Origin of the sequence: Tardiphaga robiniae (assembly GCF_001618955.1) — a bacterium.
GTDB classification, from domain to species: domain Bacteria; phylum Pseudomonadota; class Alphaproteobacteria; order Rhizobiales; family Xanthobacteraceae; genus Tardiphaga; species Tardiphaga robiniae_A.
Genome location: NZ_LVYV01000045.1, coordinates 314,006 through 337,644 on the forward strand (window position 1 = coordinate 314,006; position 23,639 = coordinate 337,644).

Annotated in this window: 24 protein-coding genes and 1 pseudogene; 13 read left to right on the forward strand and 12 right to left on the reverse strand. The window is 62.3% G+C overall.

Annotation, left to right across the window (positions count from 1 at the left end; genetic code table 11):
* The first annotated feature begins 29 nt into the window (after positions 1-29).
* Positions 30-647 (forward strand): CPBP family intramembrane glutamic endopeptidase, encoded by a 618-nt coding sequence (locus A4A58_RS23955; protein WP_068736826.1) that lies wholly within the window; start codon positions 30-32, stop codon positions 645-647.
* A gap of 17 nt (positions 648-664) precedes the next feature.
* On the opposite strand, the gene A4A58_RS23960 is transcribed toward A4A58_RS23955, so the two are convergent.
* Positions 665-946, reverse strand: coding sequence for a hypothetical protein (locus A4A58_RS23960; protein ID WP_068736946.1), 282 nt, complete (start codon positions 944-946; stop codon positions 665-667).
* Between the two features lie 136 nt (positions 947-1,082).
* Here A4A58_RS23960 and A4A58_RS23965 point away from each other — a divergent pair, with 136 nt between their 5' ends.
* Both A4A58_RS23965 and A4A58_RS23970 read left to right on the forward strand, forming a co-directional pair.
* Positions 1,083-1,328 carry a hypothetical protein gene (locus A4A58_RS23965; RefSeq protein WP_139069929.1) on the forward strand — a complete coding sequence of 82 codons (246 nt, stop codon included), beginning with the start codon at positions 1,083-1,085 and terminating at the stop codon, positions 1,326-1,328.
* A 12-nt stretch (positions 1,329-1,340) separates the two neighbouring features.
* Positions 1,341-1,556 (forward strand): annotated as a pseudogene (locus A4A58_RS23970) (ClpXP protease specificity-enhancing factor SspB); the annotation flags it as partial.
* Between the two features lie 5 nt (positions 1,557-1,561).
* On the opposite strand, the gene A4A58_RS23975 reads toward A4A58_RS23970, so the two are convergent.
* The 5 genes from A4A58_RS23975 to A4A58_RS23995 form a co-directional block, all read right to left on the reverse strand.
* Positions 1,562-2,413 carry a tetratricopeptide repeat protein gene (locus tag A4A58_RS23975; protein ID WP_068736833.1) on the reverse strand — a complete coding sequence of 284 codons (852 nt, stop codon included), beginning with the start codon at positions 2,411-2,413 and terminating at the stop codon, positions 1,562-1,564.
* A gap of 81 nt (positions 2,414-2,494) precedes the next feature.
* On the reverse strand, positions 2,495-3,202 hold the full coding sequence (locus A4A58_RS23980; RefSeq protein ID WP_086937138.1) for a GrlR family regulatory protein: 708 nt from the start codon (positions 3,200-3,202) through the stop codon (positions 2,495-2,497).
* A 68-nt stretch (positions 3,203-3,270) separates the two neighbouring features.
* Complete coding sequence (locus A4A58_RS23985) at positions 3,271-4,260, reverse strand: Bug family tripartite tricarboxylate transporter substrate binding protein (protein ID WP_068736835.1); 990 nt, start codon at positions 4,258-4,260, stop codon at positions 3,271-3,273.
* Between the two features lie 99 nt (positions 4,261-4,359).
* Positions 4,360-7,596 carry an efflux RND transporter permease subunit gene (locus A4A58_RS23990; RefSeq protein WP_068736837.1) on the reverse strand — a complete coding sequence of 1,079 codons (3,237 nt, stop codon included), beginning with the start codon at positions 7,594-7,596 and terminating at the stop codon, positions 4,360-4,362.
* Positions 7,597-7,722: 126 nt separating this feature from the next.
* Positions 7,723-8,931 (reverse strand): efflux RND transporter periplasmic adaptor subunit, encoded by a 1,209-nt coding sequence (locus tag A4A58_RS23995; RefSeq protein ID WP_081422035.1) that lies wholly within the window; start codon positions 8,929-8,931, stop codon positions 7,723-7,725.
* Between the two features lie 198 nt (positions 8,932-9,129).
* On the opposite strand from A4A58_RS23995, the gene A4A58_RS24000 reads away from it, so the two are divergent.
* From A4A58_RS24000 to fabG, 4 genes are all read left to right on the forward strand, one after another.
* The gene (locus A4A58_RS24000) at positions 9,130-9,717 is read left to right on the forward strand and encodes a TetR/AcrR family transcriptional regulator (protein WP_068736841.1); all 588 of its coding nucleotides are present in this window, start codon (positions 9,130-9,132) and stop codon (positions 9,715-9,717) included.
* Between the two features lie 224 nt (positions 9,718-9,941).
* The gene (locus A4A58_RS24005; protein ID WP_283804906.1) at positions 9,942-11,090 is read left to right on the forward strand and encodes an MFS transporter; all 1,149 of its coding nucleotides are present in this window, start codon (positions 9,942-9,944) and stop codon (positions 11,088-11,090) included.
* A 45-nt stretch (positions 11,091-11,135) separates the two neighbouring features.
* Positions 11,136-12,353 (forward strand): multidrug effflux MFS transporter, encoded by a 1,218-nt coding sequence (locus A4A58_RS24010; protein WP_068736845.1) that lies wholly within the window; start codon positions 11,136-11,138, stop codon positions 12,351-12,353.
* Between the two features lie 12 nt (positions 12,354-12,365).
* Complete coding sequence (gene fabG, locus A4A58_RS24015; RefSeq protein ID WP_068736847.1) at positions 12,366-13,046, forward strand: 3-oxoacyl-ACP reductase FabG; 681 nt, start codon at positions 12,366-12,368, stop codon at positions 13,044-13,046.
* Position 13,047: 1 nt separating this feature from the next.
* On the opposite strand, the gene A4A58_RS24020 is transcribed toward fabG, so the two are convergent.
* The gene (locus A4A58_RS24020; RefSeq protein WP_068736849.1) at positions 13,048-15,144 is read right to left on the reverse strand and encodes a DEAD/DEAH box helicase; all 2,097 of its coding nucleotides are present in this window, start codon (positions 15,142-15,144) and stop codon (positions 13,048-13,050) included.
* 264 nt (positions 15,145-15,408) lie between these two features.
* On the reverse strand, positions 15,409-15,888 hold the full coding sequence (locus A4A58_RS24025; protein ID WP_081422026.1) for an MgtC/SapB family protein: 480 nt from the start codon (positions 15,886-15,888) through the stop codon (positions 15,409-15,411).
* A 129-nt stretch (positions 15,889-16,017) separates the two neighbouring features.
* Here A4A58_RS24025 and A4A58_RS24030 point away from each other — a divergent pair, with 129 nt between their 5' ends.
* Both A4A58_RS24030 and A4A58_RS24035 read left to right on the forward strand, forming a co-directional pair.
* On the forward strand, positions 16,018-16,701 hold the full coding sequence (locus A4A58_RS24030; protein ID WP_068736854.1) for a DUF2161 domain-containing phosphodiesterase: 684 nt from the start codon (positions 16,018-16,020) through the stop codon (positions 16,699-16,701).
* Between the two features lie 126 nt (positions 16,702-16,827).
* The gene (locus tag A4A58_RS24035) at positions 16,828-17,127 is read left to right on the forward strand and encodes a hypothetical protein (protein WP_068736856.1); all 300 of its coding nucleotides are present in this window, start codon (positions 16,828-16,830) and stop codon (positions 17,125-17,127) included.
* Positions 17,128-17,207: 80 nt separating this feature from the next.
* Here A4A58_RS24035 and A4A58_RS24040 read toward each other — a convergent pair whose 3' ends face one another.
* On the reverse strand, positions 17,208-17,840 hold the full coding sequence (locus tag A4A58_RS24040; protein ID WP_068736858.1) for a GNAT family N-acetyltransferase: 633 nt from the start codon (positions 17,838-17,840) through the stop codon (positions 17,208-17,210).
* 171 nt (positions 17,841-18,011) lie between these two features.
* Entirely contained in the window at positions 18,012-18,410 is a 399-nt protein-coding gene (locus tag A4A58_RS24045) for a PaaI family thioesterase (protein WP_068736860.1), read from the reverse strand.
* Between the two features lie 113 nt (positions 18,411-18,523).
* Here A4A58_RS24045 and A4A58_RS24050 point away from each other — a divergent pair, with 113 nt between their 5' ends.
* On the forward strand, positions 18,524-19,318 hold the full coding sequence (locus tag A4A58_RS24050) for a cobalamin-binding protein (protein WP_068736950.1): 795 nt from the start codon (positions 18,524-18,526) through the stop codon (positions 19,316-19,318).
* Positions 19,319-19,321: 3 nt separating this feature from the next.
* On the opposite strand, the gene A4A58_RS24055 is transcribed toward A4A58_RS24050, so the two are convergent.
* Positions 19,322-20,602 carry an ArgE/DapE family deacylase gene (locus A4A58_RS24055; RefSeq protein ID WP_068736862.1) on the reverse strand — a complete coding sequence of 427 codons (1,281 nt, stop codon included), beginning with the start codon at positions 20,600-20,602 and terminating at the stop codon, positions 19,322-19,324.
* A gap of 56 nt (positions 20,603-20,658) precedes the next feature.
* A complete protein-coding gene (locus A4A58_RS24060) occupies positions 20,659-21,411 on the reverse strand; it encodes a pyridoxamine 5'-phosphate oxidase family protein (RefSeq protein WP_244499847.1) in 753 nt (250 codons plus the stop codon).
* A gap of 73 nt (positions 21,412-21,484) precedes the next feature.
* Here A4A58_RS24060 and A4A58_RS24065 point away from each other — a divergent pair, with 73 nt between their 5' ends.
* The 3 genes from A4A58_RS24065 to A4A58_RS24070 all read left to right on the forward strand — a co-directional run bounded on the left by A4A58_RS24065 (position 21,485) and on the right by A4A58_RS24070 (position 23,511).
* Positions 21,485-22,978: a PLP-dependent aminotransferase family protein gene (locus A4A58_RS24065; RefSeq protein ID WP_068736864.1), complete on the forward strand. Its 1,494-nt coding sequence runs from the start codon at positions 21,485-21,487 to the stop codon at positions 22,976-22,978.
* A 121-nt stretch (positions 22,979-23,099) separates the two neighbouring features.
* On the forward strand, positions 23,100-23,252 hold the full coding sequence (locus tag A4A58_RS31190) for a hypothetical protein (RefSeq protein WP_165826841.1): 153 nt from the start codon (positions 23,100-23,102) through the stop codon (positions 23,250-23,252).
* 13 nt (positions 23,253-23,265) lie between these two features.
* On the forward strand, positions 23,266-23,511 hold the full coding sequence (locus tag A4A58_RS24070) for a DUF6719 family protein (RefSeq protein WP_068736867.1): 246 nt from the start codon (positions 23,266-23,268) through the stop codon (positions 23,509-23,511).
* The last annotated feature ends 128 nt before the right edge of the window (positions 23,512-23,639 follow it).

Here is a 23,639-nt window from a genome sequence, read left to right on the forward strand (position 1 = left end):
CCACCACATGATTTCAGCTATAGAACATCATGACGGTTTTACGACAGCAACGATTCCAATGGCGATTGATCGCTCCGCTTCCGGCATTTGCCGCGCTGCTGCTCGCACCTGGCCTCGCCATTCATTGGGGTTTTCTGCCGTTCGAATATCGCATCCCCGCCTTGCTGCTCGTCTCTGTGCTGTGTATCGCGCTGTGCCGGCTGGCCGGCTTCTCTGTCGCGGAACTCGGCCTCAGCCGTCCCTCTGACATCAGGCACTGGCTGTTCTGTGCCGCGATCACGGCAGGCATTGCGGCGATCATGGTCGCGCAAACGCGGTTCCTGACCTTCGACCACAAGCCACCGGTCTGGCTCAGCTTTGCGCCATTCTATGTCCTGGTCTCGAGTCCTTGCCAGGAAGTCGTGTGCCGATCGATTCCGAAACTGATGATCGACCGGTTGCAGGTCAAACCGTGGACCTACGTGATCTATTCCTCGGCGGTGTTCTCGCTGATCCATGTCGCCTATGGCGACAGCATCCTGATGCTCAACACGTTTCTGGTCGGCATCGTCTGGGGCGTTGCCTATCTGCGGATGCGGAACATCTGGCCGGTGATCCTGTCGCATGCCGCGATCGGCACGCTGGCCTTCTCGCTCGGGCTGGCCTGATTCAGATTTGCCTGAGCCTAGCGATCGTATCCGCCGCCGAAGCTGCTCTTGATCTGATGCAGCAGCGTCAGCACCCAGCATAGCGCGAAGGCTCCCGCGAGCCCGTAGGCCGTGCGGCGATCGATCACCGACAGGCCGGTCCAGAGATAGATGCGATAGAGCCAGAGGCCGGCAAGACCGACGCCCAATAAGCACACCAGCAGTTTGACGAAGCGCGCATTGGCCACACCTACCGCGGCAAACAGGACGGTCAGCGGCACCAGAAACAACTGGCAGATGGCGATCAGGCTCTCGTTCACAGGCAACTCCACGGCGACTCAGAGCCGGAAGTTTAGGCGGCCAATTTCAAACAAATGGTTGCGGAAGCATGCGGCAGAAAATCGCTGTCATGGTCGAGCGTCATGAACCCGCTCACTCCCGCCGCGACAAAGGATCATGACCCCGTCCTTGCCTCGCGACCTCCGCACCCTCACCGCATCACTCACCGCTGCCATGATGATGTTGGCCGCGCTCACATTACACGCAGCAGCACAACAGCCCTGCACCACCGACCCGCTCGCCCAATATGCCGAGGTGCGATCCACGCTTGCCGACGTCGCCAGACGCGATCTGCGGGGCCGTCATTATTACGAAATCACTTTCAAAACGGCGTTCGACGGCGTCATCGTGCCGGATTCCTAACGCGCCAGATATCCCGAAGACATGACGTTCGTGCTGCAACACCAGTTCGAGCGACTGAACGTCACCGCGGATCGCTTCAGCGTCAACCTGTGGTTCAAGGGGATCAAGTCGCGCGTCACGGTGCCGTTCAACGCCGTCACCTATTTCGTTGACCCGTCGGTGAATGACCGGCGCGAATTCAACGTGGGTACGCCGGCGCGCACCTGCAACAGACCGCAGTCAGGCTAGGCTGATCAGAAGCACATATTGGTAACAACGTTGCCGCGCTTGTCCTTGAGCACATAAGGGCACTTGATCCGTTCCAGCGCCTTCTTCGCATCGTCGTCGCCGAGCGCCGCGGCCTTCTCGTAATAGGCTTTCGCGGCATCCTTATCCGACGGGCCACCGCGGCCGCTTTGCGCGAATGCACCCACGCGCTCCAATGCGCCCGCATGGTTCTGCGCCGCCGCCTTTTCAAACAGTCCCCGCGCCGCGACATCGTCCTTGGCACCGCCGATGCCTTCCGACAGCATCATGCCGAGCTGATACTGCGCCTCGGCATTGGTCTCCGCGGATTTCGCCAGCAATTGTCGCGCACGCACCGGGTCTGATCCTGCGCCTGCACCACCGGACAGCGCTGCCAGATTACTGACGCCACGCGGATTGCCGGCTTCGGCCGCGCGCTCGAACAGCTTGCGCGCTTGCGCCTCGTCGCGCGCCACGCCCGTCCCGTTGCCATAGGCAACGCCGAGCTCGACCATGGCCGAGGTGCTGCCTTTGTCTGCCGCCTTGCGCCATGCCGCGAGCGCCTCCTCAAGCTGTGCATTGGCCGCGTAAGCGCGTCCAAGCTGGAACATCGCACGGCGCGAGCTGCTGGATGCGGTCCGGCAGAACTTGATGGCGGTGGCGATGTCGGCTTTCGCTATGTCAGCGACGCCCTTCACATCGGCAGGCTTGTCGGGATCGGCAGGATCGGCCGCGAGGCGATCGCACAGGACCAGATCGGCGGATTGGGCCTGCACGCGCACCGGCGCGGACAGCACAGCCAGTCCGACGGCGATGCCGAGCAAACAGATCAGAGGCGTCGCGCCGATACGCTGGGTCATGGATTTGTCGCCACCTGTGTCATTCGCCGGTGACATTAGGGACAGGCGCGCACCCCATCAAGCCGTGCGCCAGTCTGGAACTTACACTGCCTTCCGGATCAGCTTCAGCACGGCCTGCAACCGCAGGCTCCGCTTCCCCGCCAGCGCCGTGGCTTCCAGTTCGGCGCCGGTTTCGTCGCAAGTACCGGAAAAGCCGATACCGATTTCTTGGCCGCCGAAGACCGGGTTCTCGCCTTTTGCCGGCGTGTGCTCCTGATTGAGCATCTCGCCCTTCCAGCGGCCATCCGCGGAGGAATAGGCGCCGAGATAGTAGAAGAACGCATCGCCGCCGAGGATGCGGCCGTCATGCAGCAGCATCACGCCGTTGAGCCCGCCATCAATACCGTCGAGTGTGCGCAGATGGATCGAATACAGCCCGTTGGCGATGCCACCCGCACCGATCGGTCCGGCCGGAGGCATCTCGCCGTCATCGATTGTCGTCATGACCGACTGGAATTTCGCACCCGGCATCTGCGGCGACGAACCCTGAAAACGATAGGAGTCGCCATAAGGCCGGCCGGTAACGCTGATGGTCGCCACGTCCTGGCCGAGCAGCGAGGGATAGTTGGGATCGTTCATGTGGCGGCGGCTCTCGATCTCCGCCACCACCTCGTCACCCCGGAGCTCATAGCTGCCGATATGGGCAAAGGCCGAATTGCCCCCGAGCATGCTGCCATGCTCGACAAACATCACGCTGCGACCGACCGCCTCATCAACCCGGTATTCGCATTTGTAGAAACCCGTCCGCAATCCATCATTCCCCTGCAGCGCCTTTCGCACTGTAGCGGAAGATATGCAATGGAGGAAAGCGCACCTGATCAACTCGGAACGATCCCAGCGGCCTTGATCACAGGCAAGAGCCGCGCTTCTTCCTTGTCGCGGAACGCCGTGATCTCCGCGCTCGAGGTCGGGAACGGCTGCGCGCCAAGTTCGGCGAATTTCGCGCCGACGGTTGGGTCCTTCAGCGCCTGCACAGCCAGCGTATTGATCCGCGCCACGAGATCGGGCGCCATGCCGGCCGGACCGCAGAGCGCAGTCCACGAGGTCAGCTCGTAGCCGGGCAGAACCTCGCCGATGGCCGGCACGTCCGGCACCGCGGGGCTGCGGCCCGCCGTGGTCACGGCAATGGCGCGTACCCCGCCGTCGCGGATCTGCTGCAGCGAGCCCGGCAGATTGTCGAACAGCGTATCGATGCGCCCGGCCAGGAGGTCGACCATCGCCGGGCTGCCGCCCTTGTAAGTGATGTGCTGCAGATCGATGCCAGCCGCGCTCTTCATCATCTCGCCGGACAGATGCAGCGTGGTGCCGATGCCCGGCGACGCGTAGCTGTATTTGCCGGGGCTTGCTTTGGCTAGTGCAATGAACTCCTTGAGATCTTTCACCGGCAGGTCCTTCTTGACGACCAGCACATTCGGCAACTGCCACAGCCCGCTGATGAAGGTGAAATCCTTGCCGGCCTGATAAGGCAGCTTGGCGTAAGTCCCGACCGCGATAGCATTGGTCGCGATACTGCCCATGCCGAGCACGTAACCATCGGGCTGCGCCTTCGCGATGGCATCGGCGCCGAGCACACCGCCTGCTCCGCCGCGATTTTCGACCACGAATTGCTGCCCAGTGAGGTCGCTCATCTTCTGACAGAAGATCCGCGACAGCGTATCCGTCGCGCCGCCAGCCGCGAAGCCAAGGGAATATCTCACGCTGCGGGTCGGCCAGGCGCCCTGCGCAGTTGCCACACGCGGTGCTGCGATAGAGGCGCCCAGCAGCGCAAGCGCGCTGCGACGAGACATGAGGCTGCGATCGGTCGACATGTTTCTCTCCCCTGATCCGCGCGCCGTGATGCCGCAGAAATTGCGGCCTCCGGAATTTGAGTGCGCGTGATTTGACTTAGGTGAGACTCAGTCTGGGCATCACGAGTGGGGTGTCAACGTGGCATGCGGGCGCGATTCTGCTTCGTGCGATCCCGGGGCCAGCGGCGCTGCCTGATCGACCGTCGCTTCGCCATGCTGGGTCAGCGGACGGTTGCCTGCCATGGCACGCAGCAGCACATAGAACATCGGCGTGAAGAAGATGCCGAAGGCCGTGACGCCGATCATGCCGGCGAACACCGCGACACCCATGGCATGACGCATCTCCGAGCCCGCGCCGGTGGACGTCACCAGCGGCACGACGCCCATGATGAAGGCCAACGACGTCATCAGGATCGGCCGCAACCGCAAACGGCTGGCCTCGATCGCGGCCTGGATCGGTGTCCGCCCGGCAAATTCCAGCTCGCGGGCAAACTCCACGATCAGGATGGCGTTCTTCGCCGACAGACCGACCAAGACGATCAGACCAATCTGGGTGAAGACGTTGTTGTCGCCCTTGGTCAACCAGACACCGAACATCGCCGCCAGCAAACCCATCGGCACGATCATGATGATCGACAATGGCAGCGTCAGGCTTTCGTATTGTGCGGCGAGCACCAGGAACACCAGCAGCATCGCCACCGGGAACACGATCAGTGACGAGTTGCCGGCGATGATTTCCTGATAGGTCAGTTCGGTCCATTCGAAGTCGATGCCCTTGGGCAGCGTCTCCTTGGCGACGCGCGCCACAGCGTCCTGCGCCTGGCCGGTGGAATAGCCGGGCGCCGCGCCGCCATTGATGTCGGCCGACAGGAAACCGTTGTAGCGCATGGCGCGCTCCGGTCCTGCACTTTCCTTGACGCGCAGCAGCGTCGAGAGCGGGATCATCTCGTTGCTGTCGGAGCGAACTTTCAACTGGCCGATATCATCGGCCCGCGCCCGGAATTTGGCGTCAGCCTGGACGCGCACCGAATAGGTACGACCGAATTTGTTGAAGTCGTTCACATAGAGCGAGCCGAGATAGATCTGCATCGTGTCGAACACCGAGGTAACCGGCACGTTGAGCTGTCGCGCCTTGGTGCGATCGACATCCGCATAGAGCTGCGGCACGTTGATCTGATAGCTCGAGAACAGGCCGGCCAGCTCCTTCTGCTGCATCGCCTTACCGATGAAAGCCTTGGTGGCGTCGTTCAGCGCCTCATAGCCGAGACCGGCGCGATCCTCGATCTGCAGCTTGAAGCCGCCGATCGTACCAAGACCCGACACCGGCGGCGGCGGGAACATGGCAATGAAGGCGTCCTGAATGCCGGCAAACTTCTTGTTCAGCGACAACGCAATGGCATTTCCGCTCAGGCTCGGATCCTTGCGTTTGTCAAACGCATCCAGGCCGATGAAGACGATGCCGGAGTTGGACGAATTGGTGAAGCCGTTGATCGACAGGCCCGGAAACTGAATTGAATTCTCGACGCCGGGCTCTTTCTGCGCAATCTCGCCCATGCGACGGATCACCTCTTCGGTACGATCCAGCGTAGCGCCGTCGGGGAGCTGCGCAAACCCGACCAGATACTGCTTGTCCTGACCGGGCACGAAACCGCCCGGGACTGCGTGGAACAGATAACCGGTGACGCCAATCAGCAGAACGTAGATTCCCATCACCGCCGCACGGCGCGAGACGACACGCTTCACGCCACCACTATAGGCGTCGGAGCTTCTGGCAAAGAAGCGGTTGAAACGCACGAAAAACCAGCCGAGCGTCTTGTCCATGAACTTGGTCAACGCATCCTTCGGCGCGTCATGGCCCTTCAGAAGCAGAGCGGCCAACGCCGGCGACAGCGTCAGCGAATTGAAGGCCGAAATCACCGTCGAGATTGCCACCGTCAGCGCGAACTGCTTGTAGAACTGCCCGGTCAGGCCGGTGATGAAGGCGAGCGGCACGAACACAGCGACCAGCACCAGCGCGATCGCGATGATCGGGCCGGTCACTTCGCGCATGGCCTGATAGGCCGCGCTCTTCGGATCGAGCCCGCGCTCGATATTGCGCTCGACGTTTTCCACCACGACGATGGCGTCGTCGACGACGATGCCAATGGCCAGCACGAGGCCAAACAGCGTCAGCGCATTCACCGAAAAACCGAACACATGCATCACGGCGAAAGTGCCGACCACCGATACCGGCACGGCGATCAGCGGGATGATCGAGGCGCGCCATGTCTGCAGGAACAGGATGACGACGAGCACCACCAGTGCGATAGCTTCAAGCAGCGTATGGATCACCGCCTCGATCGAGGCGCGAACGAATTGCGTGGGGTCGTAGACGATGTCGTAGGTGACACCGTCCGGCATGTTTTCCTTCAGCTCCTTCATCGTCTTGCGGACATTGTCGGAAATCTGAATCGCGTTGGAGCCGGGCGACTGGAAGATCGGAACCGCCACTGCGGACTTATTGTTCAGCAGCGAGCGTAGTGCATAGTCGGCAGCGCCGAGCTCGATGCGCGCGATGTCGCGCAGCCGCACCACTTCGCCGTTGTCGCCGTTCTTGACGATGATCTCGCCGAACTCTTCTTCGGTCTGCAGGCGTCCCTGTGCATTGATGGAGAGCTGTAGATCGAGGCCTGGCTCATTGGGCGAACCGCCCACCTGCCCTGCTGCCGCCTGCACGTTCTGCGCACGGATCTCACGCACCACGTCGCCGGGCGACAGACCGCGCTCGGCGACCTTCTGCGGATCGAGCCAGACGCGCATGGAGTAGTCGCCCGAGCCGAACAGCTGCACCTGACCGACGCCTTCGATGCGCGCGAGGCGGTCCTTCACGTTGAGCACCGCGTAGTTGCGCAGGTAGGTCATGTCATAGCGGTCATTCGGCGACAGCAGATGTACGACCATGGTGAGGTCTGGCGCGCTCTTGATCGTCGTCACGCCCAGCGCGCGCACTTCCGCCGGCAAGCGCGGCTCGGCCTGCGAGACGCGGTTCTGCACCAGTTGCTGCGCCTTGTCGGGATCGGTGCCAAGGCGGAAGGTGACGTTGAGCGTCATCCTGCCGTCGGTGGTCGCCTGGCTGCTCATATAAAGCATGTTCTCGACGCCATTGATCTGCTCTTCGATAGGCGTCGAGACCGTTTCCGCAATCACCTTTGGATTGGCGCCGGGATAATTCGCTGTCACCACCACGGTCGGCGGCGCGACTTCCGGATATTCGGAGATCGGCAGCACCGGCATCGACAACAGGCCGGCAAGAAAAATCACCGTCGACAACACGCCGGCAAAGATCGGACGATCAATAAAGAATTTTGAAAAGTTCATGGCGCTATTCCGTGATGATCCAGACCTGCGGGGTACAAGGGCCCCGCGCGGCCGATCGCTCGACCTCGATGACGTGCTGTGTATTAGGAAGAACGCCCTGCCCGCCTGCGGACAGGGCGGTCGTTATCAGTTCTGCGCGACGGCCTTGATCGAGACGAGAGACGCGGCGTTCATCGCCACCATCTCCGGCTTGATGGTCACACCCGGCCGCACGCGCTGAAGTCCGTTGACCACGATCCGTTCACCGGCTTTGAGGCCGTTGAGGATCACGCGCATGCCATCAACCGAGGGCCCAAGGATCACTTCACGATATTGCGCCTTGTCCTTGGCATCGACCACCATGACGAACTTCTTGTTCTGGTCGGTGCCAACTGCCCGCTCGCTAATCAGCAGCGTCTGTTCTGCCTTCGGCTGACCCATTGTGAGCCGCGCGAACTGGCCGGGCATCAACCGGCCATCGGCATTGTCGAACATCGCACGCACCCGCACCGTGCCGCTGCGCGGATCGACCTGATTATCGATGAACTGCATGCGGCCCTTCACCGGTGCGCTATCAGTGACGGTGGTCATGTGAACCGGGATGCGGTCGATATCGCCCGGCGTCTTCTCGTCTGCCAGCGTCTTCAGCGCGCGCGACACCACCTGTTCGTCGGCATTGAAACTTGCATAGATCGGATTGACCGAGACCAGCGTCGTCAGCAGCGGCGCGGACGGGCCAGCCGAAATCAGGTTGCCGACGGTGATCTCCACCTTGCCGACCCGGCCCGCGACCGGCGCGCGCACTTCAGTGTAGCTGAGATTGAGCTCGGCGGTCTTGAGCGCGGCTTCTGCAGCCTTGAGGTTGGCTTCGGCCTCACGATACGCATTGATACGATTGTCGAGGTCGCGCTGGGTGATGCTGGAGCTGGTCAGTTGCTGACCGCGGTCGAAATCGGCCTTGGTGAGGATCAGGCGTGCCCGCGACGCGGACACCTGCCCTTGGGCGCGATCGACGTCGGCGGCATAGAGCGCCGGATCGATCAGCACCAGAAGGTCGTCCTTCTTGACCAGCGCGCCCTCGCGAAAGTGGATCTCCTGGACGGCGCCAGCAACGCGGGAGCGGATCTCGACCCGCTCGATGGCCTCGAGGCGGCCCGAAAACTCGTCCGAAGGCGCCGTGGCCTTGGCTTCCACCACAGCAACCGAAGCCTGAACAGCAGCGGGAACAACCGCGCCAGACTCGGCTTGAGCTGCCACGCTGGACAGATTCATCAGCGCCGCACCGCCGCCAACGGCGACCGCCACCAACGCGATTCCGGCGCCAAAAGCGATCTTGCGAGGGAGATTATGTGCCATCGTGAACCCCATTTAATCTGCGTGGGCCTTGTAAAGCCCTGTCATTTCAGTAGCTAAGCTGTACATTCCGCGTCTGGCCGGTCCCGCCGGCATCTCGCTGCAACGCACACATTCGTAACGTCCGGTATAGATGGACTATCGACATCTACTGTCAAGAGACTTATCTACTGAACGGTAGAAAACTTTGGAGGGCCCGTCGTGGCACTGGGACGTCCTCGTGAATTCGATACCGACACGGCCCTCGACCTCGCGCTGCATGTGTTCTGGCGCAAGGGTTACGAAGGCGCGTCGATGGCCGACCTCACCGAAGCCATGGGCATCACCAAGCCCAGTCTCTATGCAGCGTTTGGCAACAAGGAAGATCTGTTCCGCAAGGCGCTGGATCGCTACGTCGATGGCCCCGGCGGCTATTTCCGCACCGGCCTGGAGAAGGCCACGGCCCGCGAAGCGGTCGAACATATCCTCTACGAATCCGTTGAGGCGGTGACTGATCCCAGGAATCCCGGTTGTCTCGCGGTCCAGGGCGCCCTCTGCTGCGGTGATGCCGCGGAGACGATCAAGCAGGAACTGATGGCGCGTCGCTCGAAGAGCGAGGACGATCTGCGCCTTCGCTTCACACGCGCCCTCGCCGAAGGCGATCTGCCAGCCGATGCGGATGCCGGCGATCTCGCGCGCTACGTGTCTGCCATCTTGCAGGGCATGGCCGTGCAAGCCGCAGGCGGCGCACCGCGCGAGCAGTTGCGAAAACTCGCCGACATGGCCATGCGCAGCTGGCCTCCGGTCTAAGCCGTCCGCCTGCATTCGCGCTGAGATCGCACAGTCAGCGTATTGTCCGCTGACAGCCACTCCATCGAAACGCCTCCCGACAGTTTGATGACCGAGGCGCGCAATGCTGCCTCCCCCGCGAGGCGGTCGCCAAATCGCTGAGGTCGTGGCACATCTCCTGATATTGCATCGCAATATTTCCGCTCAGGAGAATACCCATCCGACTTTCCCTTCCTATTCTCGCATTGGCTGCGGCATCTTTCGGCATCGGCACGACCGAATTCGTCATCATGGGTCTGCTGCCCGACGTCGCGCGCAGCCTGTCCGTGACCATTCCGCAGGCCGGCTATCTCGTCTCGGGTTACGCCATGGGCGTCGTGATAGGGGCGCCTATCGTGGCGATGGCCACCGCAAGTATCCCGCGCAAGACTGCCCTCTTGGCTCTGATGGCGCTGTTCACGATCGGCAATCTCGGCTGTGCGCTTGCACCGGATTACTGGCTGCTGATGACCGCGCGCGTGGTCACTGCGTTTGCCCATGGCGCGTTCTTCGGAATTGGCGCCGTCGTTGCCAGCAATCTGGTGCCGCGTGAGCAGCGCACGCAAGCGGTGTCATTGATGTTCGCCGGCCTCACGCTGGCCAATGTGCTCGGTGTGCCATTCGGCACAGCTCTGGGACAGGCCGCCGGATGGCGCGCTGCGTTCTGGGCGGTCGTGGTGATCGGTATCGTTGCGTTCCTCGCAATCACGCGTTTCGTTCCGTCGGGCATGCCGGGCACGCGCGGCGGACTGGCGAAAGAGTTTCGTGCACTCGGCCGCTGGCCCGTGCTGCTGCCGATGCTGATCTCGACCATGGCTTCGGTCAGCATGTTCAGCCTGTTCACCTACATCACGCCGCTGCTCGAAGAGGTCACCGGCCTCACGCCGCATGGCGTCACCGGCGCGCTGCTGGCGATCGGCGTCGGTCTCACCATCGGCAATCTGATCGGCGGTCGCCTCGCCGACCGCAATCTGCTCTCGACCATCGTCGGCGCATTCATCTGTCTCGTCATTGTGCTCGGCGCACTTGCGCTTGTGGTGCACATGACGCTTCCGACGCTGGTGCTGCTGATCCTGTGGGGCGGCATCGCCTTCGCGCTGGTCTCGCCGCTGCAGATCTGGGTGGTCGATGCTGCCACCGATGCGCCGAACCTCGCCTCGACCCTGAACCAGGGCGCGTTCAATCTCGGCAACGCCACCGGCGCATGGATCGGCGGCGCGGCGCTGAATGCCGGCATGCATTATGCGCAGCTCCCGCTGCTCGCAGCACTCGTCGCCATGGCCGGACTTGGGCTCACGCTGAGCAGTTTCATTGACCGCCGGATCTTGCCGGCGCAGATCAGTCCGGCAGAATAGCGCCGCGACCGCCTAAGCATTTTTCGCATATTCAAGGAATCGATTTTGGCCCTCAGGCGCGACAGTTTCGCCTTCACCGCCTTTCTGGGCACATTGACCGCATTGCCACCGCTGTCGATCGACATGGGATTGCCGGGCCTTCCGGCGATCGAGGCGGGTTTCGCCGACGCAGCGGGGCGCGGACCGCTGACGCTCAGCCTGTTCCTGGCAGGCTTTGCGATTTCGCCGCTGATCTGTGGCCCCCTTGCGGATCGCTTTGGCCGCCGCGCGACGCTGCTGGATGGACTGCTGCTGTTCTCGATCGCGGCGAGCGCCTGTGCGCTCGCGCCATCCTTCACCGTACTGCTCGCGTTTCGACTGCTGCAGGGCCTCGCAGCCGGCGCCTGCGCCATCCTGCCATTCGCCATCGTGCGCGACCTGTTCGAACACGGCACGGCACGCCACAAGCTGTCACAGATCGCCGCCGTGCTCGGCATCGCGCCGATGATCGCGCCGGTGCTGGGCGGCTGGGTCATGACCGTCAGCAACTGGCGCACCATCTATGCCGCGCAGGCCGCGGTGGGCCTGATCCTGCTGATCGTCGGCGCCATCAGCCTCGACGAATCCCAGCCGGTCGAGAAGCGCCGTTCGCTGAACCCCAAGCAATTGATCGAAAGCTATCGCATGGTGCTGTCCGATCGCATCTTCGTCGGCTTCTCCCTGCTCTACGCCTTCGCCTTTGCCTGCATGTTCGCCTTCATCTCCGGCGCGCCGTCGGTATTGATCGGCAGCCTCGGCCTCTCCACCACGATGTTCGCGCTGCTGTTCGGGCTGACCTCCTGCGGCGTGCTGGTTGCCTCGCTGATCAGCGGGAGCCTGAGCCGCCGCCATGTGGCCTCACGCAAGATCATCATGGCCGGTCTGCTGCTGATGATAGCCAGCGCTGTTGTAGCCGTCGCTTTGGTGCCTGCAGGCGCCGTCACGACGCTGTCGTTGATGCCGCTGATGGCGCTCACGATCTTCGCGTTTGGCCTGCTCGCACCGAGCACCAACCACGAAGCCTTGCAGAACCTGCCGCATGTGGCAGGCGCGGCAGCCGGCGTGATGCGATGTATGCAGATGGTCATGGGCGCCTTCGCCAGCGCCATGATCGCGGTGTTCGAACCGTTCGGACACCCGGCGCTGGTGATGACCGGCCTGATGGCCGGCATGGCGCTCGCCGCCGGCGCGATCTATCTGTGGTTATTACCCAAGGCCAATTCCGGGCAGGATCATCGCGCTTAACAGGAGTCTCCCATGAACGGAAAGATCGTCGTCATCACCGGAGCGTCGGGCGCGCTGGGTCAGGTCATGCTCGAACGCGCCGTTGCGAGCGGAGCAACGGTGGCCGCCATCGACCATTCCGCCAAGACGCCAGCGTCTACGCCGGATCGTTTGCAGATCGGCGGCGTCGACCTCTCCGATGCCGCGCAAGCCGACACCGCCATCGCTGCGGTGGTCAAACAATTCGGCAAGATCGATGTGCTGATCAACATCGCAGGCGCGTTCGCCTTCGAAAATATCGCTGACGGCAACAACAAGAGCTGGGAGACGATGCATCGGCTCAACCTGCTCACCGCCCTCAACGCATCGCGCGCGGCGATCCCGCATCTGACGTCGTCGAAAGCCGGACGGATCATCAATATCGGTGCGATGGGCGCGCTTCAGGCCGGCACCGGCATAGGACCCTATGCAGCCTCCAAGGCTGGCGTACATCGGTTGACGGAATCGCTCGCCGCCGAGCTGAAGGGCAAGGTCACGGTCAATGCCGTGCTGCCCTCGACCATCGATACGCCGGCGAACCGCCGCGACATGGCCAATGCGGATTTTTCAAAATGGGTCACGCCGGACGAACTCGCCAGCGTGATCCTGTTTTTGGCCAGCGACGCCGCCAGCGCCGTCACCGGCGCATTACTGCCGGTGAGCGGGCGCGTCTGACTTACGCCTGGGTCTTTTTCTTCTTGCCGAATGCAGGCTTGGCGAAATTCGCACCGCCATCGCGCTTGGCCTTGGCGACGTAGGGCGGCTTGTCCGCGCGTGGTTTCTTTTCGAACTTCGGCTTGCCTTCGTAACGCGTGTCTTCGCTGCGCGGCTTTGCATAAGCCGGCTTGTCGGCGCGCACCGGATCGTATTTCGGCTTGCCGTCGAACTTGGGCTTGCCTTCATACTTCGGCTTGTCGTCGAACCGCGGTTTGCCCTCGTAGCGCGGCTTGTCGCCCTGATAAGGCTTGTCGCTCTTCGGCTTGTCCTTCCAGGATTTCTCCTTATAGGCACCCTTGTCCTTGAAGTCCGGACGGTCGCCATCGGATCTGAAGCTGGGCTTGCGCGGGCGCTTGTTGGAATAGTCGCGATCTTCCGGCGCCGTGCGGCTCGATGCGACCGCGCCTTCCGGACCGTTGGCCAGCGGCTCGATGTGGATATTGTCTTCCTTGTCCGGACGCTTGATCATGGTCGCGAACTTCTCGGCCGCGGCGGCCGAAATCTCGAATTCCGAATTACCGTCATAGATCTTGATCGCGCCGATATCGGCCTTCTCGATGCCGCCGCGACGGCAGATCATCGGCAGCAGCCAGCGCGCTTCGGCATTCTTCTGCCGGCCGATGGCAACGCGGAACCACTTGGCGCCCTCGCCCATCGGTTCGCTCTTCTTCGGGGTCTTGCGGACCGGAGCGCCATCCTCTTCCCGGCGACGGCTGCCAGGGCGATCCTCGCGACCGCGGAACGTGCCGGGATCCTGTACATCTTCCGGCGACGGCAGACGCGAGCGATACAGCCGCGCCAGTGCCGCTGCGATCTCTTCGGCCGAGCGTTCGGCCAACATCGCGCGCGCCAGGGTCAGATCGTCTTCGGTGGACTCTTCAGTGAACAGCGTGTCCTGCAGCATGCGCTGCTGATCGAGCACGCGGATTTCCTCGACGGTCGGCGCCGAGCCCCAGACCGCATCTGTGCCAGCGAGATTGAGCAGCATCTCGGCGCGGCGACGGCGCGACGGCGGCACCAGCAGGACGCTGACGCCCTTGCGGCCGGCACGACCGGTACGACCGGAGCGATGCTGCATCACTTCCGGATCGTTCGGCAGATCGGAGTGAATGACGAGACCGAGATTCGGAAGATCGATACCGCGCGCAGCAACGTCGGTGGCGACGCAAACCCGTGCGCGACCGTCACGCAGCGCCTGCAGCGCATGGGTGCGTTCGTTCTGCGATAGTTCGCCCGAGAGTGCGACGACCGAGAAGCCGCGCTCCAGCAGCACTGTCTGCAGGTGGTTCACGGCGTTGCGCGTGTTGCAGAACACGATGCTGCTCGGCGATTCAAAATAGCGGAGCACGTTGACGACGGCGTGTTCGACGTCGTTCGGCGAAATCCGGATCGCACGATATTCGATGTCGGAGTGACCGCCTTCGGTGCCGGCGACTTCGACGCGGAAGGCCTGCTGCTGATACTGCTTGGCCAGATTGGCGATGCCGCGCGGCAGCGTTGCCGAGAACAGCAGCGTGCGGCGGGTTGCCGGCGTGGTCTTGAGGATAAACTCCATGTCCTCACGAAAGCCCATGTCGAGCATTTCGTCGGCTTCATCGAGCACCACGGCCTTCAGTTCGGAAATGTCGAGACGGTTACGACGCAGATGATCGCAAAGACGGCCCGGGGTGCCGACGACGATATGTGCGCCTGCAGCCAGTTCGCGCTGTTCCTTGCGCGGATCCATACCGCCGACGCAGGAGACAACGCGCGCGCCGGCATATTGATAAAGCCAGGTCAGTTCGCCATGCACCTGCAGCGCAAGTTCGCGCGTCGGCGCGACAATCAGCGCCAGCGGCGATCCCGCCTTCGGCAGCTTCTCCGCGCCTTCGAGCAGATTGTCGGCAATCGCCAGACCATAAGCGACGGTCTTGCCGGAGCCGGTCTGCGCAGACACGAGAAGATCGCGACCGACAGCATCGTCAGCGAGGACGGCGGCCTGGACGGGGGTGGATTCATTGTAGTTACGCTCAGCCAACGCGCGGGCGAGCGACGGACCAGTCGAGAGAAATGTCACGGATATAAACCTTGGTTGCAGCGGACCGCGTCGCGGTCGGACTCATCAGGATCCTTGGGATCAATAGCTTGGACCAAACGGAAACGAATCTGCCGCCCTTCAATTGGCGGTCACGTCGGGTCCAGGAGTCCGGTGCGTATCGGGATCAACGGAGCTTTACGCTGCTTCGCAGCAAAAGGCCAATCATTGCTGCCATGTGCCAGCGAAATCGGGCGAAATGAGGTTAACCCTCACAGAATTGCGCCGGCATCGGTATTTTGTCGCTCATATTTCGCTGCGAGGCTTGGTGGCGTCCTCTTCCGTCTTCGGCCCCTCCTGCTTGAAAGGCACCAGAAGCCACAGCGTCAGGAACGTGAACAGCGAAATGACGATCGCGACGTCATAGGCACCGAGGCCAACCGCGGCACCAGTCGCGCCAGTGGCCCACAGACTGGCTGCCGTGGCGGTACCGCGCACCGAGCCGTTGTCCTTCAGAATGGCGCCGCCGCCGATGAAGCCCATGCCAGTCATCAGGCCTTCGATAATGCGCGCCGTGCCTTCGGGATGACCGTTCAGAACGCCTTCGGTGGCCTGAACGATGCCGCAGGTGGCAAGCGCCACCAGCGGAAAGGTCCGTAGCCCGGCGCTGCGCTCGGCGCGCTCGCGATTCCAGCCGATGGGCAGCGCCAGAACATAGGCGATCGACATGGCGATCAGGTGCGGCAACAGACGAAAGCTGTCCGACATTTCCAGAAGGGTTTTCACCGCGGGTCTCCGATCGCACAAGGGATAAGGCGCCTCGGGTGTCGCCGCGGGCCAACCCGGATAAACTCGACCGGTGAGTCGCGGTTGCAGCGACGCATCGTCTCATGGACCTCGACTTGGACGCTCGATTTGGAAACTTCGCTCTACCTTCCGGTGAAACACTTCCTTGAAGGCCTTGGCTTTACTGTCAAAGGCGAGATATCAGGCTGCGACCTCGTGGCATTGAATGGCGACGATCCGCCCATCGTGGTGATCGGCGAGCTCAAGCTCAGCTTCAATCTCGAACTGATCCTGCAGGCTGTTGATCGCGCAGGCGCCTGCGATGAGGTCTGGGTCGCCGCCAGGCTCTCGATCCGCGGCAAGGGCCGTGAAAGCGACGCGCGTTACCGCAACCTGTGCCGCAGGCTCGGCTTCGGCATGTTGGGAATTACCGAATCCGGCGGCGTCGAGATTCTCGTCCCGCCTGCCACTGTCGCGCCGCGGCGCAATCCGAAGAAGCGGTCACGCCTGATCACCGAGCACAAGAAGCGCCAGGGCGATCCTGCGCTCGGCGGCAGCACGCGCGCGCCGATCATGACCGCCTATCGCCAGCAGGCGCTGGCCTGCGCAGCGATGCTTGTCGTCGGTCCGCGCAAGGTGCGCGAGCTCTCGCCTGATTATCCCGACGCGCAGAAGATCCTGCATCGCAATGTCTATGGCTGGTTCGAAAGTCCGGCGCGCGGCACCTACGCGCTCACCGATGCAGGTCACGCCGCGCTGAAACGCTGGCCGCAGCCCCAACGGGATACCGCCCCGCCATCCGCTTTGTCATAAAGCTACCAGTCGAACTATTTCTCATTTTCCGGGAACAAGTTTGCATGGCTGCTTTGCCGCGGGAATTCCATATTGCAATGCAACAAGAGCTCCCTTAGGTATCGCAAATCAACACTGAGGCGAGCGATGAGCGAAGACTGGAACACGAAATATGGAACGCGCCGCGTGCGACGCGATCCCCCGACCCTGGAAGAAGCCATCTTCGCCGCGATGGGCATCACCGAGGATCTCGATCAGCAGGCGGAGATCGCCGCATCGCTGATGGGTATGCCGTTCGACGCCGTGCAGGCCGAAGTGAAGAAGGCCAATCGCTCGACCGGCACGCTGCGCGTCACCCGCGTGATAGCGGGCGAGCAAGGTGCTCAGCGTTCGATCGTCGTGGAGCGTCGCGTGACGCGCAAATTCGGCAACGACAAGCGCATCTGAGCGCCAAGCGTACTGCCCCAAGACAAGAAAAAGGCCTCGTTCATCACGAGGCCTTTTTCTTTATTACAACGGTTCGTCGCTCAAGACGATTTGCCCCAGCCGGCCAGCTTGAACCACATTCCCCAATAGGCCCGGTTATAGTCGGCCACCGCGCGCGCCACATCGAGCGCCGAAGTCTTCGGCTGCGCCACGAGCCCCACGCCCATTGGATCGCGCAGGTCTAAAACTCCCGTGGATTCGCCGTGCCGGAATGACAGGTGCGCTCCGAACTTGTTGGCCAGTGCACGCATCGCATCGTTCTGTGCGCCAGTGGTGATACGCAGCTTCGCGTAACCCATCGACCGCGCCTTCGCGATCAGTCTGGTAAACAGGATGCTGCCGACGCCCTTGCGGCGCACGATGGATTCAACGCTGAAGGCAATCTCGGGCAGCGAGTCCGGCGACAGGTCGGCCTGATGCAGTTCGGCGGCGCCGCGCACGATGCCATCCTCGAAGTAAGCAAGAATGACGGTGCCGGTATTGACGGATTTCTCGGCGTAACGCGCGACCCATTCGTCGTCGAGCGAACCGTTGAAACGATCGCGGCGGCTCTCGCGATCCAGTCTCAGAAGATGGTCGCGGAACAGCGGCAGCTCGCGGGCTGCAAGGACACGCACGTGTCCGCGAGCCGGAGCCCGAGTCGAAATGGCGATGGTGGTTGCTGCGTCTAACATGGTTCAAATCCTCAAGTTGCCCTCGAGGAAAGCGTCGATTCCCTAGACACCCTATATTGTGCAACGCACCATGAAATACAAGGGCACTGATGCCGCACTTGCCAGCGCCCGCGCAGGTGAGCCATGCAATTAGCTGAGCGTTAACAAAAAGTTAAGGCGTAGCGCACCGCCTTACAGCACCAGTTGGGTCTGCGTCACGACGCCCACCAGCTTGCCCTCCTCGGTCTCGATCCGGGTCTGCCACACCTGCGTTCTGCGTCCCCGATGAACCGGCGTTGCGATTGCACGCACGGTGCTTCCTGCTTTCGCGCCGCCTGTGAAATTGGTCTTGCTCTCGATGGTCGTCGTTCCCTTGGCGCCCTCCGGCAGATTGATCACGGTCGCCGCCGCACCCACGGCATCGGCGAGCGCCATCACCGCACCGCCATGGATCGTATGGCCGAGCGTGCACAGGTCCTCCCGCACCAGCATGGTCGCAACGACGCGCTCTAGGTCGGCATCCGTGAAGGTCACGCCCATCGAGACGGAAAACGGCATCGCGAGGCTGTGGATCTTGTCGAGTGGCATCATGCTGGCCTCAACTCCCTGCAGTCTGTCTTGCCCATCATCATGCGGGCTTGATGAAATTTCACGACACAACACCATGCCGTGACAAGAGCTTTGTTTCGCGGCATATCGACATCATGCGCCACTTCCCGCCACGCCGGATCGTCTGCCTCACGGAAGAGACCGTGGAGACGCTGTATCTGCTCGGCGAGCAGAATCGCATCGTCGGCGTTTCCGGCTATGCGGTGCGGCCGCCGCAGGTGCGGCGCGAGAAGCCGCGCGTCTCCGCCTTCATCTCGGCCGATGTGCCGAAGATTCTCGCACTCGACGCCGACCTGGTGCTGTGCTTCTCCGATCTGCAGGCGGAAATTGCGGCTGAGCTGACGCGCGCCGGCGTTGCTGTCCATGTGTTCAACCAGCGCGACATCGCCGGCATTCTGGCGATGATCCGAACGCTCGGCGCCATGGTCGGCGCAGGTGAGCGCGCAAATCAGCTTGCAACGCGCTTGGAGCTGCGACTTTCCAGCGTCAAAGCTGCGGCAGACTTGCGGCAGGACAAGCCGCGCGTCTATTTCGAGGAATGGAATGATCCGCTGATTACCGGGATCGGCTGGGTGTCCGAACTGATCGAGATCGCCGGCGGCGAAGACGCTTTTCCGCAGCTTCGACATCAGAAGGCAGCGAAGGATCGCATCGTCATGCCAGCCGACGTGATTGCCGCGGCCCCCGATGTGATCCTCGCCTCGTGGTGCGGCAAGAAAGTCGTGCCCGACAGAATCCGGCAGCGACCGGGCTGGAACGCGATTCCCGCTATCCGCGACAACCGTATCGTCGAAATCAAATCGCCGCTGATCCTGCAACCGGGACCAGCGGCATTGACAGATGGATTGGACGCGATCGTCGCGGCGCTGTGGCCGCACCAACCGCAGTAGTCGTTACAGCGCCTCGACGCCGCACCATTCGGCGATGAACAGTGCCGTGGCCTTCGTCGACTTCCGCAACGACTCCAGATCGACAAATTCGTTGAAGCCGTGCATCGCCTGCCCGTCCGCGCCGAAGCACAGGCTGGGGATACCGTAGTTCAACCCGTAGAAGCGCGTGTCGGTGAGCGCGGTGAAGACGAGATCCGGCGTCGCGCCGCCATAGACGGCGTCATAGCCTTTGGCGAAGGCGGCTTCAGGTGCGGCGGAATCCTTCAGCTCGTAAACTTCCGACAGGAAGCCCGACCACTCCACAACAGGCGGGTTGTTGGACAGGAAGCGATGGCCACGCGAGGCGTTGCTGATGCAGGCGAGAATCTCCGCCTGGCAATCCTTCACCGACCAGCCCGGCAGGATAGCGATGCGGCAATCGACGTCGCACCATGCCGGCACGCTGGATGCCCAATCGCCGCCCTTGATGATGCCCGGGTTGAAATTGATCGGATGGTTCACCGCCTTGAAGTGCGGATCGGCTTCCGCGCGCTTATTCCATTCGATCTCGAGTTGCTCGACCGCATGGATCAGATGATAGGCGGCAGTAATGGCATTAGAGCCGGAGCCAGCTTCGAACACATGCACCGGGAAGCCACGCACCTTCAGACGAAACCAGATCACGCCGACCTGCGAACGCACCATCTTACCCGACGTGGGTTCGGGAATGAAGCACGCATCGGCACGGTAGCCGCGCTGCAAGGTCGAGAGCGCACCGACACCGGTGCTCTCTTCTTCGATCACCGACTGGAAGTGAATGCGCGCGGTCGGCTTGAGGCCAGCGGCCTTGATCGCATCCAGCGCATAGAGCGCGCCGATGGTGCCCGACTTCATGTCGCAGGCGCCGCGGCCATACATCTTGCCGTCCTTGATAACAGGCGAGAACGGCGGATTATCCCACATGTCCAATGGTCCGACCGGCACCACATCGCAGTGGCCCTGCAGGATCAGCGATTTGCCGGCATTGGTCGTCGGCCGATAGGTGCCGACGACCGAGCGCGCCTTCGAGAAGTCATGCTCGATCATGCCGACGCCGCGCAGATCCTTCAGCTCATCCATATTGATGTGCCAGTCGTCGACCTCATAGCCGCGCTCACGCAGGAGGTCGCCGATCATGTCCTGGCACGGGCCTTCGGCGCCGCGGGTCGAGGGTATCGCAACGAAATCCCGGGTGGTGGCGAGTTGCGCGTCGAAAGCAGCATCGACGGCGTCCAGGATCTTGCGTTGCGTATCGGCGGCAGTCATTCGGCAGGATCCAGTTGAGACTAAGAGGTCGTGAATGCCGCCACCCTAGCCCGATCTCAACTTGCCGGGTATTGCAGAAAATAGGCATCTGTCAGTGCATCTTCGAGCAGCCGCCCTTCCGAATATGCTTGCAAGGATGCAGGCCGCTCGACACCGGGCAACAGCCGCGGACACGGCTCCGGCGCACCGATCACCGTCTTCACCGGAATGCGTTCGGCATAGATCGGCAGTTCGTAATCCTCGTCGTCATCGGCGACGCCCTTGGCGCGGATCTTTGCCGATGCCTCCTCGATCTCCATGGCGATAAAGGATGTCGCCTTCATTTCCTGCGCCGTGGTCTCGCGCAAACTGGCGGTGCGATCCGGGAAGAAGCGGTCGACCATCGCAATGCCCGCCCGCTCCTTCTCCTCGGGATCGGTGACCAGATAGGCGTTTCCGAACGCCATCACCGCACGGTAGTCCGCCGAATGATTGAAGCCGCAGCGCGCCAGCACGAGGCTGTCGAGAAAGGCTACCGTGAGACAGACGCGCTGCTGCGCGGTCTGGTTCTTCAGCATGCGGCTGGCACTGCTCCCGTGCCAGTACAACTTGGTACCTTCGCGCCAGAAGAATGTCGGCGTGCAGTAGGGCTGGCCGTCGATGACGTAGGAGACGTGGCACATCATCGATGCGTCCAGAATTTTATGCACGGTCTCGTGGTCGTAGAAGCCGCGGTCATGTCGTCGCTTCACGCGATTGCGCGCCGTGAGCGGATATGACGCGGTGTCTGCATTCGTCGGCTCAGCGGTCTTCAGTTCGGCTGTGGTCACGGCAATTCCCCGTCAATTGGAAGCGTTCGAATGTGTTGTACCCGTCCATTTGGCCTGCGATAGTGCCAATTCAATGCGAAAAATTCCGACCAATTCGGCGAAGCCAATTCCGAAGAGCGAGCTGCCGCTCGATCTTACTGGCGCGCATATCACTGAGGGAGCCTCCTCACAGGACCGGCTCTATCAGGCGCTGTGCCACGCCATCACCGGCGGCGTCGCCAAGCCCGGCGCAGCGCTGCCGCCGTCACGTATTCTCGCAAAACAAACCGGCTTTCAGCGCAATGCCGTCACCAATGCCTATGAGCGTCTGATCGCCGATGGCTTTGCCGTCGCACGCGTCGGCTCCGGCACCTTCGTCGCCGCGCGAATCCCAACGCGGGTCGGCAGCAAGCCGACTAAGGCCATCACCATCGACGCGCCGCAGCGGGGCACGCTCGCTCTTGGTTGCACGCATATCGACGAACAGGCGCTGCGCCGGTTTCGCGTTTTCGCCGGCCGCCGCTTGCGCGCCTTCGGCAGCGAGCATCTGCATTACGGCGATCCCCGCGGCAGCTATGAACTACGCACCGCGATTGCCAATCACCTTCTGTCGGCGCGCGGGCTGCGCTGCGATCCCGATCAGATCATGCTGACATCGGGCACACAGCATGGGCTGCGCATCGTGCTGTCAGCCATCCTCAAACCGGGTGAGCAGATCTGGTGCGAGGACCCTGGCTACCCCGCCGCACGAAAATCGATCGAACATTGCGGCGCGCGGCCGGTGTCCGTGCCGGTCGATGACTTCGGCCTGATCGTCGCCAGGGGGCGCACGGCCGCACCTAATGCGCGCGCGGCCTATGTCACGCCGTCGCACCAGTTTCCGCTTGGGGTACAAATGGCGATGCCGCGGCGTCTAGAACTGCTGGACTGGGCGAAAGACGCCGGCGCCTGGGTCTTCGAGGACGATTACGACAGTGAGTTTCGCTATGATGGCGCGCCGCTGCTCTCGCTCGCCGGCATCGATCACCTGCAACGCGTGATCTATATGGGCACGTTTGCCAAGACCCTGTTTCCCGGTCTGCGCATTGGCTACTGCGCCCTGCCCGAGCGCCTGATTGGCCCGGTCACGATGGCGCGCGCGGCGATGGACCGCTTTCCCGGCACATTGATGGAAGGCGCCGTCGCCGACATGTTGAACTCCGGCGCCTTCGCAGCCAACCTGCGCAAGATGCGGAACATCTATCGCGAGGCGCGCGACGCTCTGGCGACGACGTTGACGGATGCGTCAGACGGGCAACTGACGGTCCCGGTGCCATCACAGGGCCTGCATCTGGTGGCGAAGTTCGCACCCGCGACGTCGCTCGAGATCGCTTCGCAAGCCAAGGCCGCAGCCGGCGTCGAGGGCTGGTTGCTTGCCGACACCTATCTGCGCGCCCGCCCTGCCCCGGGATTTGTGCTCGGCTTCGCTGGCCATCCCATTCGTGAGCTTGTCACATCGGCGGAAAGACTGGCGAAAGCCTCAACAGCGAGTTTGCGCGCGCACCGCAAGACCGCGGCAAAGACGCGTGGAACCCGCACAGGGGGCTAGAACTTGAGGCTGGCTGGCACTCAATGCCGGTGACCGCTGCGCTTCTAGAATCGGATGCGCATCCCTACAATCCGGGCAGACAAAATGCCCGGCAGGCAGATCTGCCCCCAACGGAGACCTCATGTCCGGCAATCGCAACGTGCTCTATCTGATCATCGGCGCGCTGATCGTCGGCATCGGCGTGCTCGGCTACAATCTCTACCAGACCAAGAAAGAACCCAGCGGGCTGCAGATCAATGTCGGCCCCGACGGCCTCAAGATTCAGAACAAGTAACAAAGGTCGCACAATGCGCTCGGCAATCTGGCTATCAGGAATTCTGGCTTCGCTTGCGCTGGCAACGCCGGCGCTGGCGATCGATCAGGTCAACCGCGAACAGGACATCGTTGATGTTCGCCTCGGCCAGCGCATTCTGGTCGACGACGGCTCTTGCCCCACCGGCCAGATCAAGGAAGTGTCCGGCACGACGCTGAGCACGTCCGGTGTGACGCGTGTTCGCAAATGCGTTCCCCGCGCGGGCACCAAGACGCGCTAGGGCCAATCGACATTGAGGATTCCCAAGAGGTCTAATCGCTGATTCATAGGGTTCCGTGATTTGGACGGAGCATGTGATGGCGACGAAGCGCTACGAATTGAACGAGGCGCAGTGGTTGAAGATTTCGC

What these genes read in the sequence shown, in the direction of transcription:
- A4A58_RS23955 (WP_068736826.1), top strand. Translation starts at nt 30, where the DNA reads ATGACGGTTTTACGACAGCAACGATTCCAATGGCGATTGATCGCTCCG.
- A4A58_RS23965 (WP_139069929.1), top strand. Translation starts at nt 1,083, where the DNA reads ATGACCCCGTCCTTGCCTCGCGACCTCCGCACCCTCACCGCATCACTC.
- A4A58_RS23975 (WP_068736833.1), bottom strand. Translation starts at nt 2,413, where the DNA reads ATGACCCAGCGTATCGGCGCGACGCCTCTGATCTGTTTGCTCGGCATC.
- A4A58_RS23985 (WP_068736835.1), bottom strand. Translation starts at nt 4,260, where the DNA reads ATGTCGACCGATCGCAGCCTCATGTCTCGTCGCAGCGCGCTTGCGCTG.
- A4A58_RS23990 (WP_068736837.1), bottom strand. Translation starts at nt 7,596, where the DNA reads ATGAACTTTTCAAAATTCTTTATTGATCGTCCGATCTTTGCCGGCGTG.
- A4A58_RS23995 (WP_081422035.1), bottom strand. Translation starts at nt 8,931, where the DNA reads ATGGCACATAATCTCCCTCGCAAGATCGCTTTTGGCGCCGGAATCGCG.
- fabG (WP_068736847.1), top strand. Translation starts at nt 12,366, where the DNA reads ATGAACGGAAAGATCGTCGTCATCACCGGAGCGTCGGGCGCGCTGGGT.
- A4A58_RS24035 (WP_068736856.1), top strand. Translation starts at nt 16,828, where the DNA reads ATGAGCGAAGACTGGAACACGAAATATGGAACGCGCCGCGTGCGACGC.
- A4A58_RS24040 (WP_068736858.1), bottom strand. Translation starts at nt 17,840, where the DNA reads ATGTTAGACGCAGCAACCACCATCGCCATTTCGACTCGGGCTCCGGCT.
- A4A58_RS24045 (WP_068736860.1), bottom strand. Translation starts at nt 18,410, where the DNA reads ATGATGCCACTCGACAAGATCCACAGCCTCGCGATGCCGTTTTCCGTC.
- A4A58_RS24050 (WP_068736950.1), top strand. Translation starts at nt 18,524, where the DNA reads ATGCGCCACTTCCCGCCACGCCGGATCGTCTGCCTCACGGAAGAGACC.
- A4A58_RS24055 (WP_068736862.1), bottom strand. Translation starts at nt 20,602, where the DNA reads ATGACTGCCGCCGATACGCAACGCAAGATCCTGGACGCCGTCGATGCT.
- A4A58_RS24065 (WP_068736864.1), top strand. Translation starts at nt 21,485, where the DNA reads ATGCGAAAAATTCCGACCAATTCGGCGAAGCCAATTCCGAAGAGCGAG.
- A4A58_RS31190 (WP_165826841.1), top strand. Translation starts at nt 23,100, where the DNA reads ATGTCCGGCAATCGCAACGTGCTCTATCTGATCATCGGCGCGCTGATC.
- A4A58_RS24070 (WP_068736867.1), top strand. Translation starts at nt 23,266, where the DNA reads ATGCGCTCGGCAATCTGGCTATCAGGAATTCTGGCTTCGCTTGCGCTG.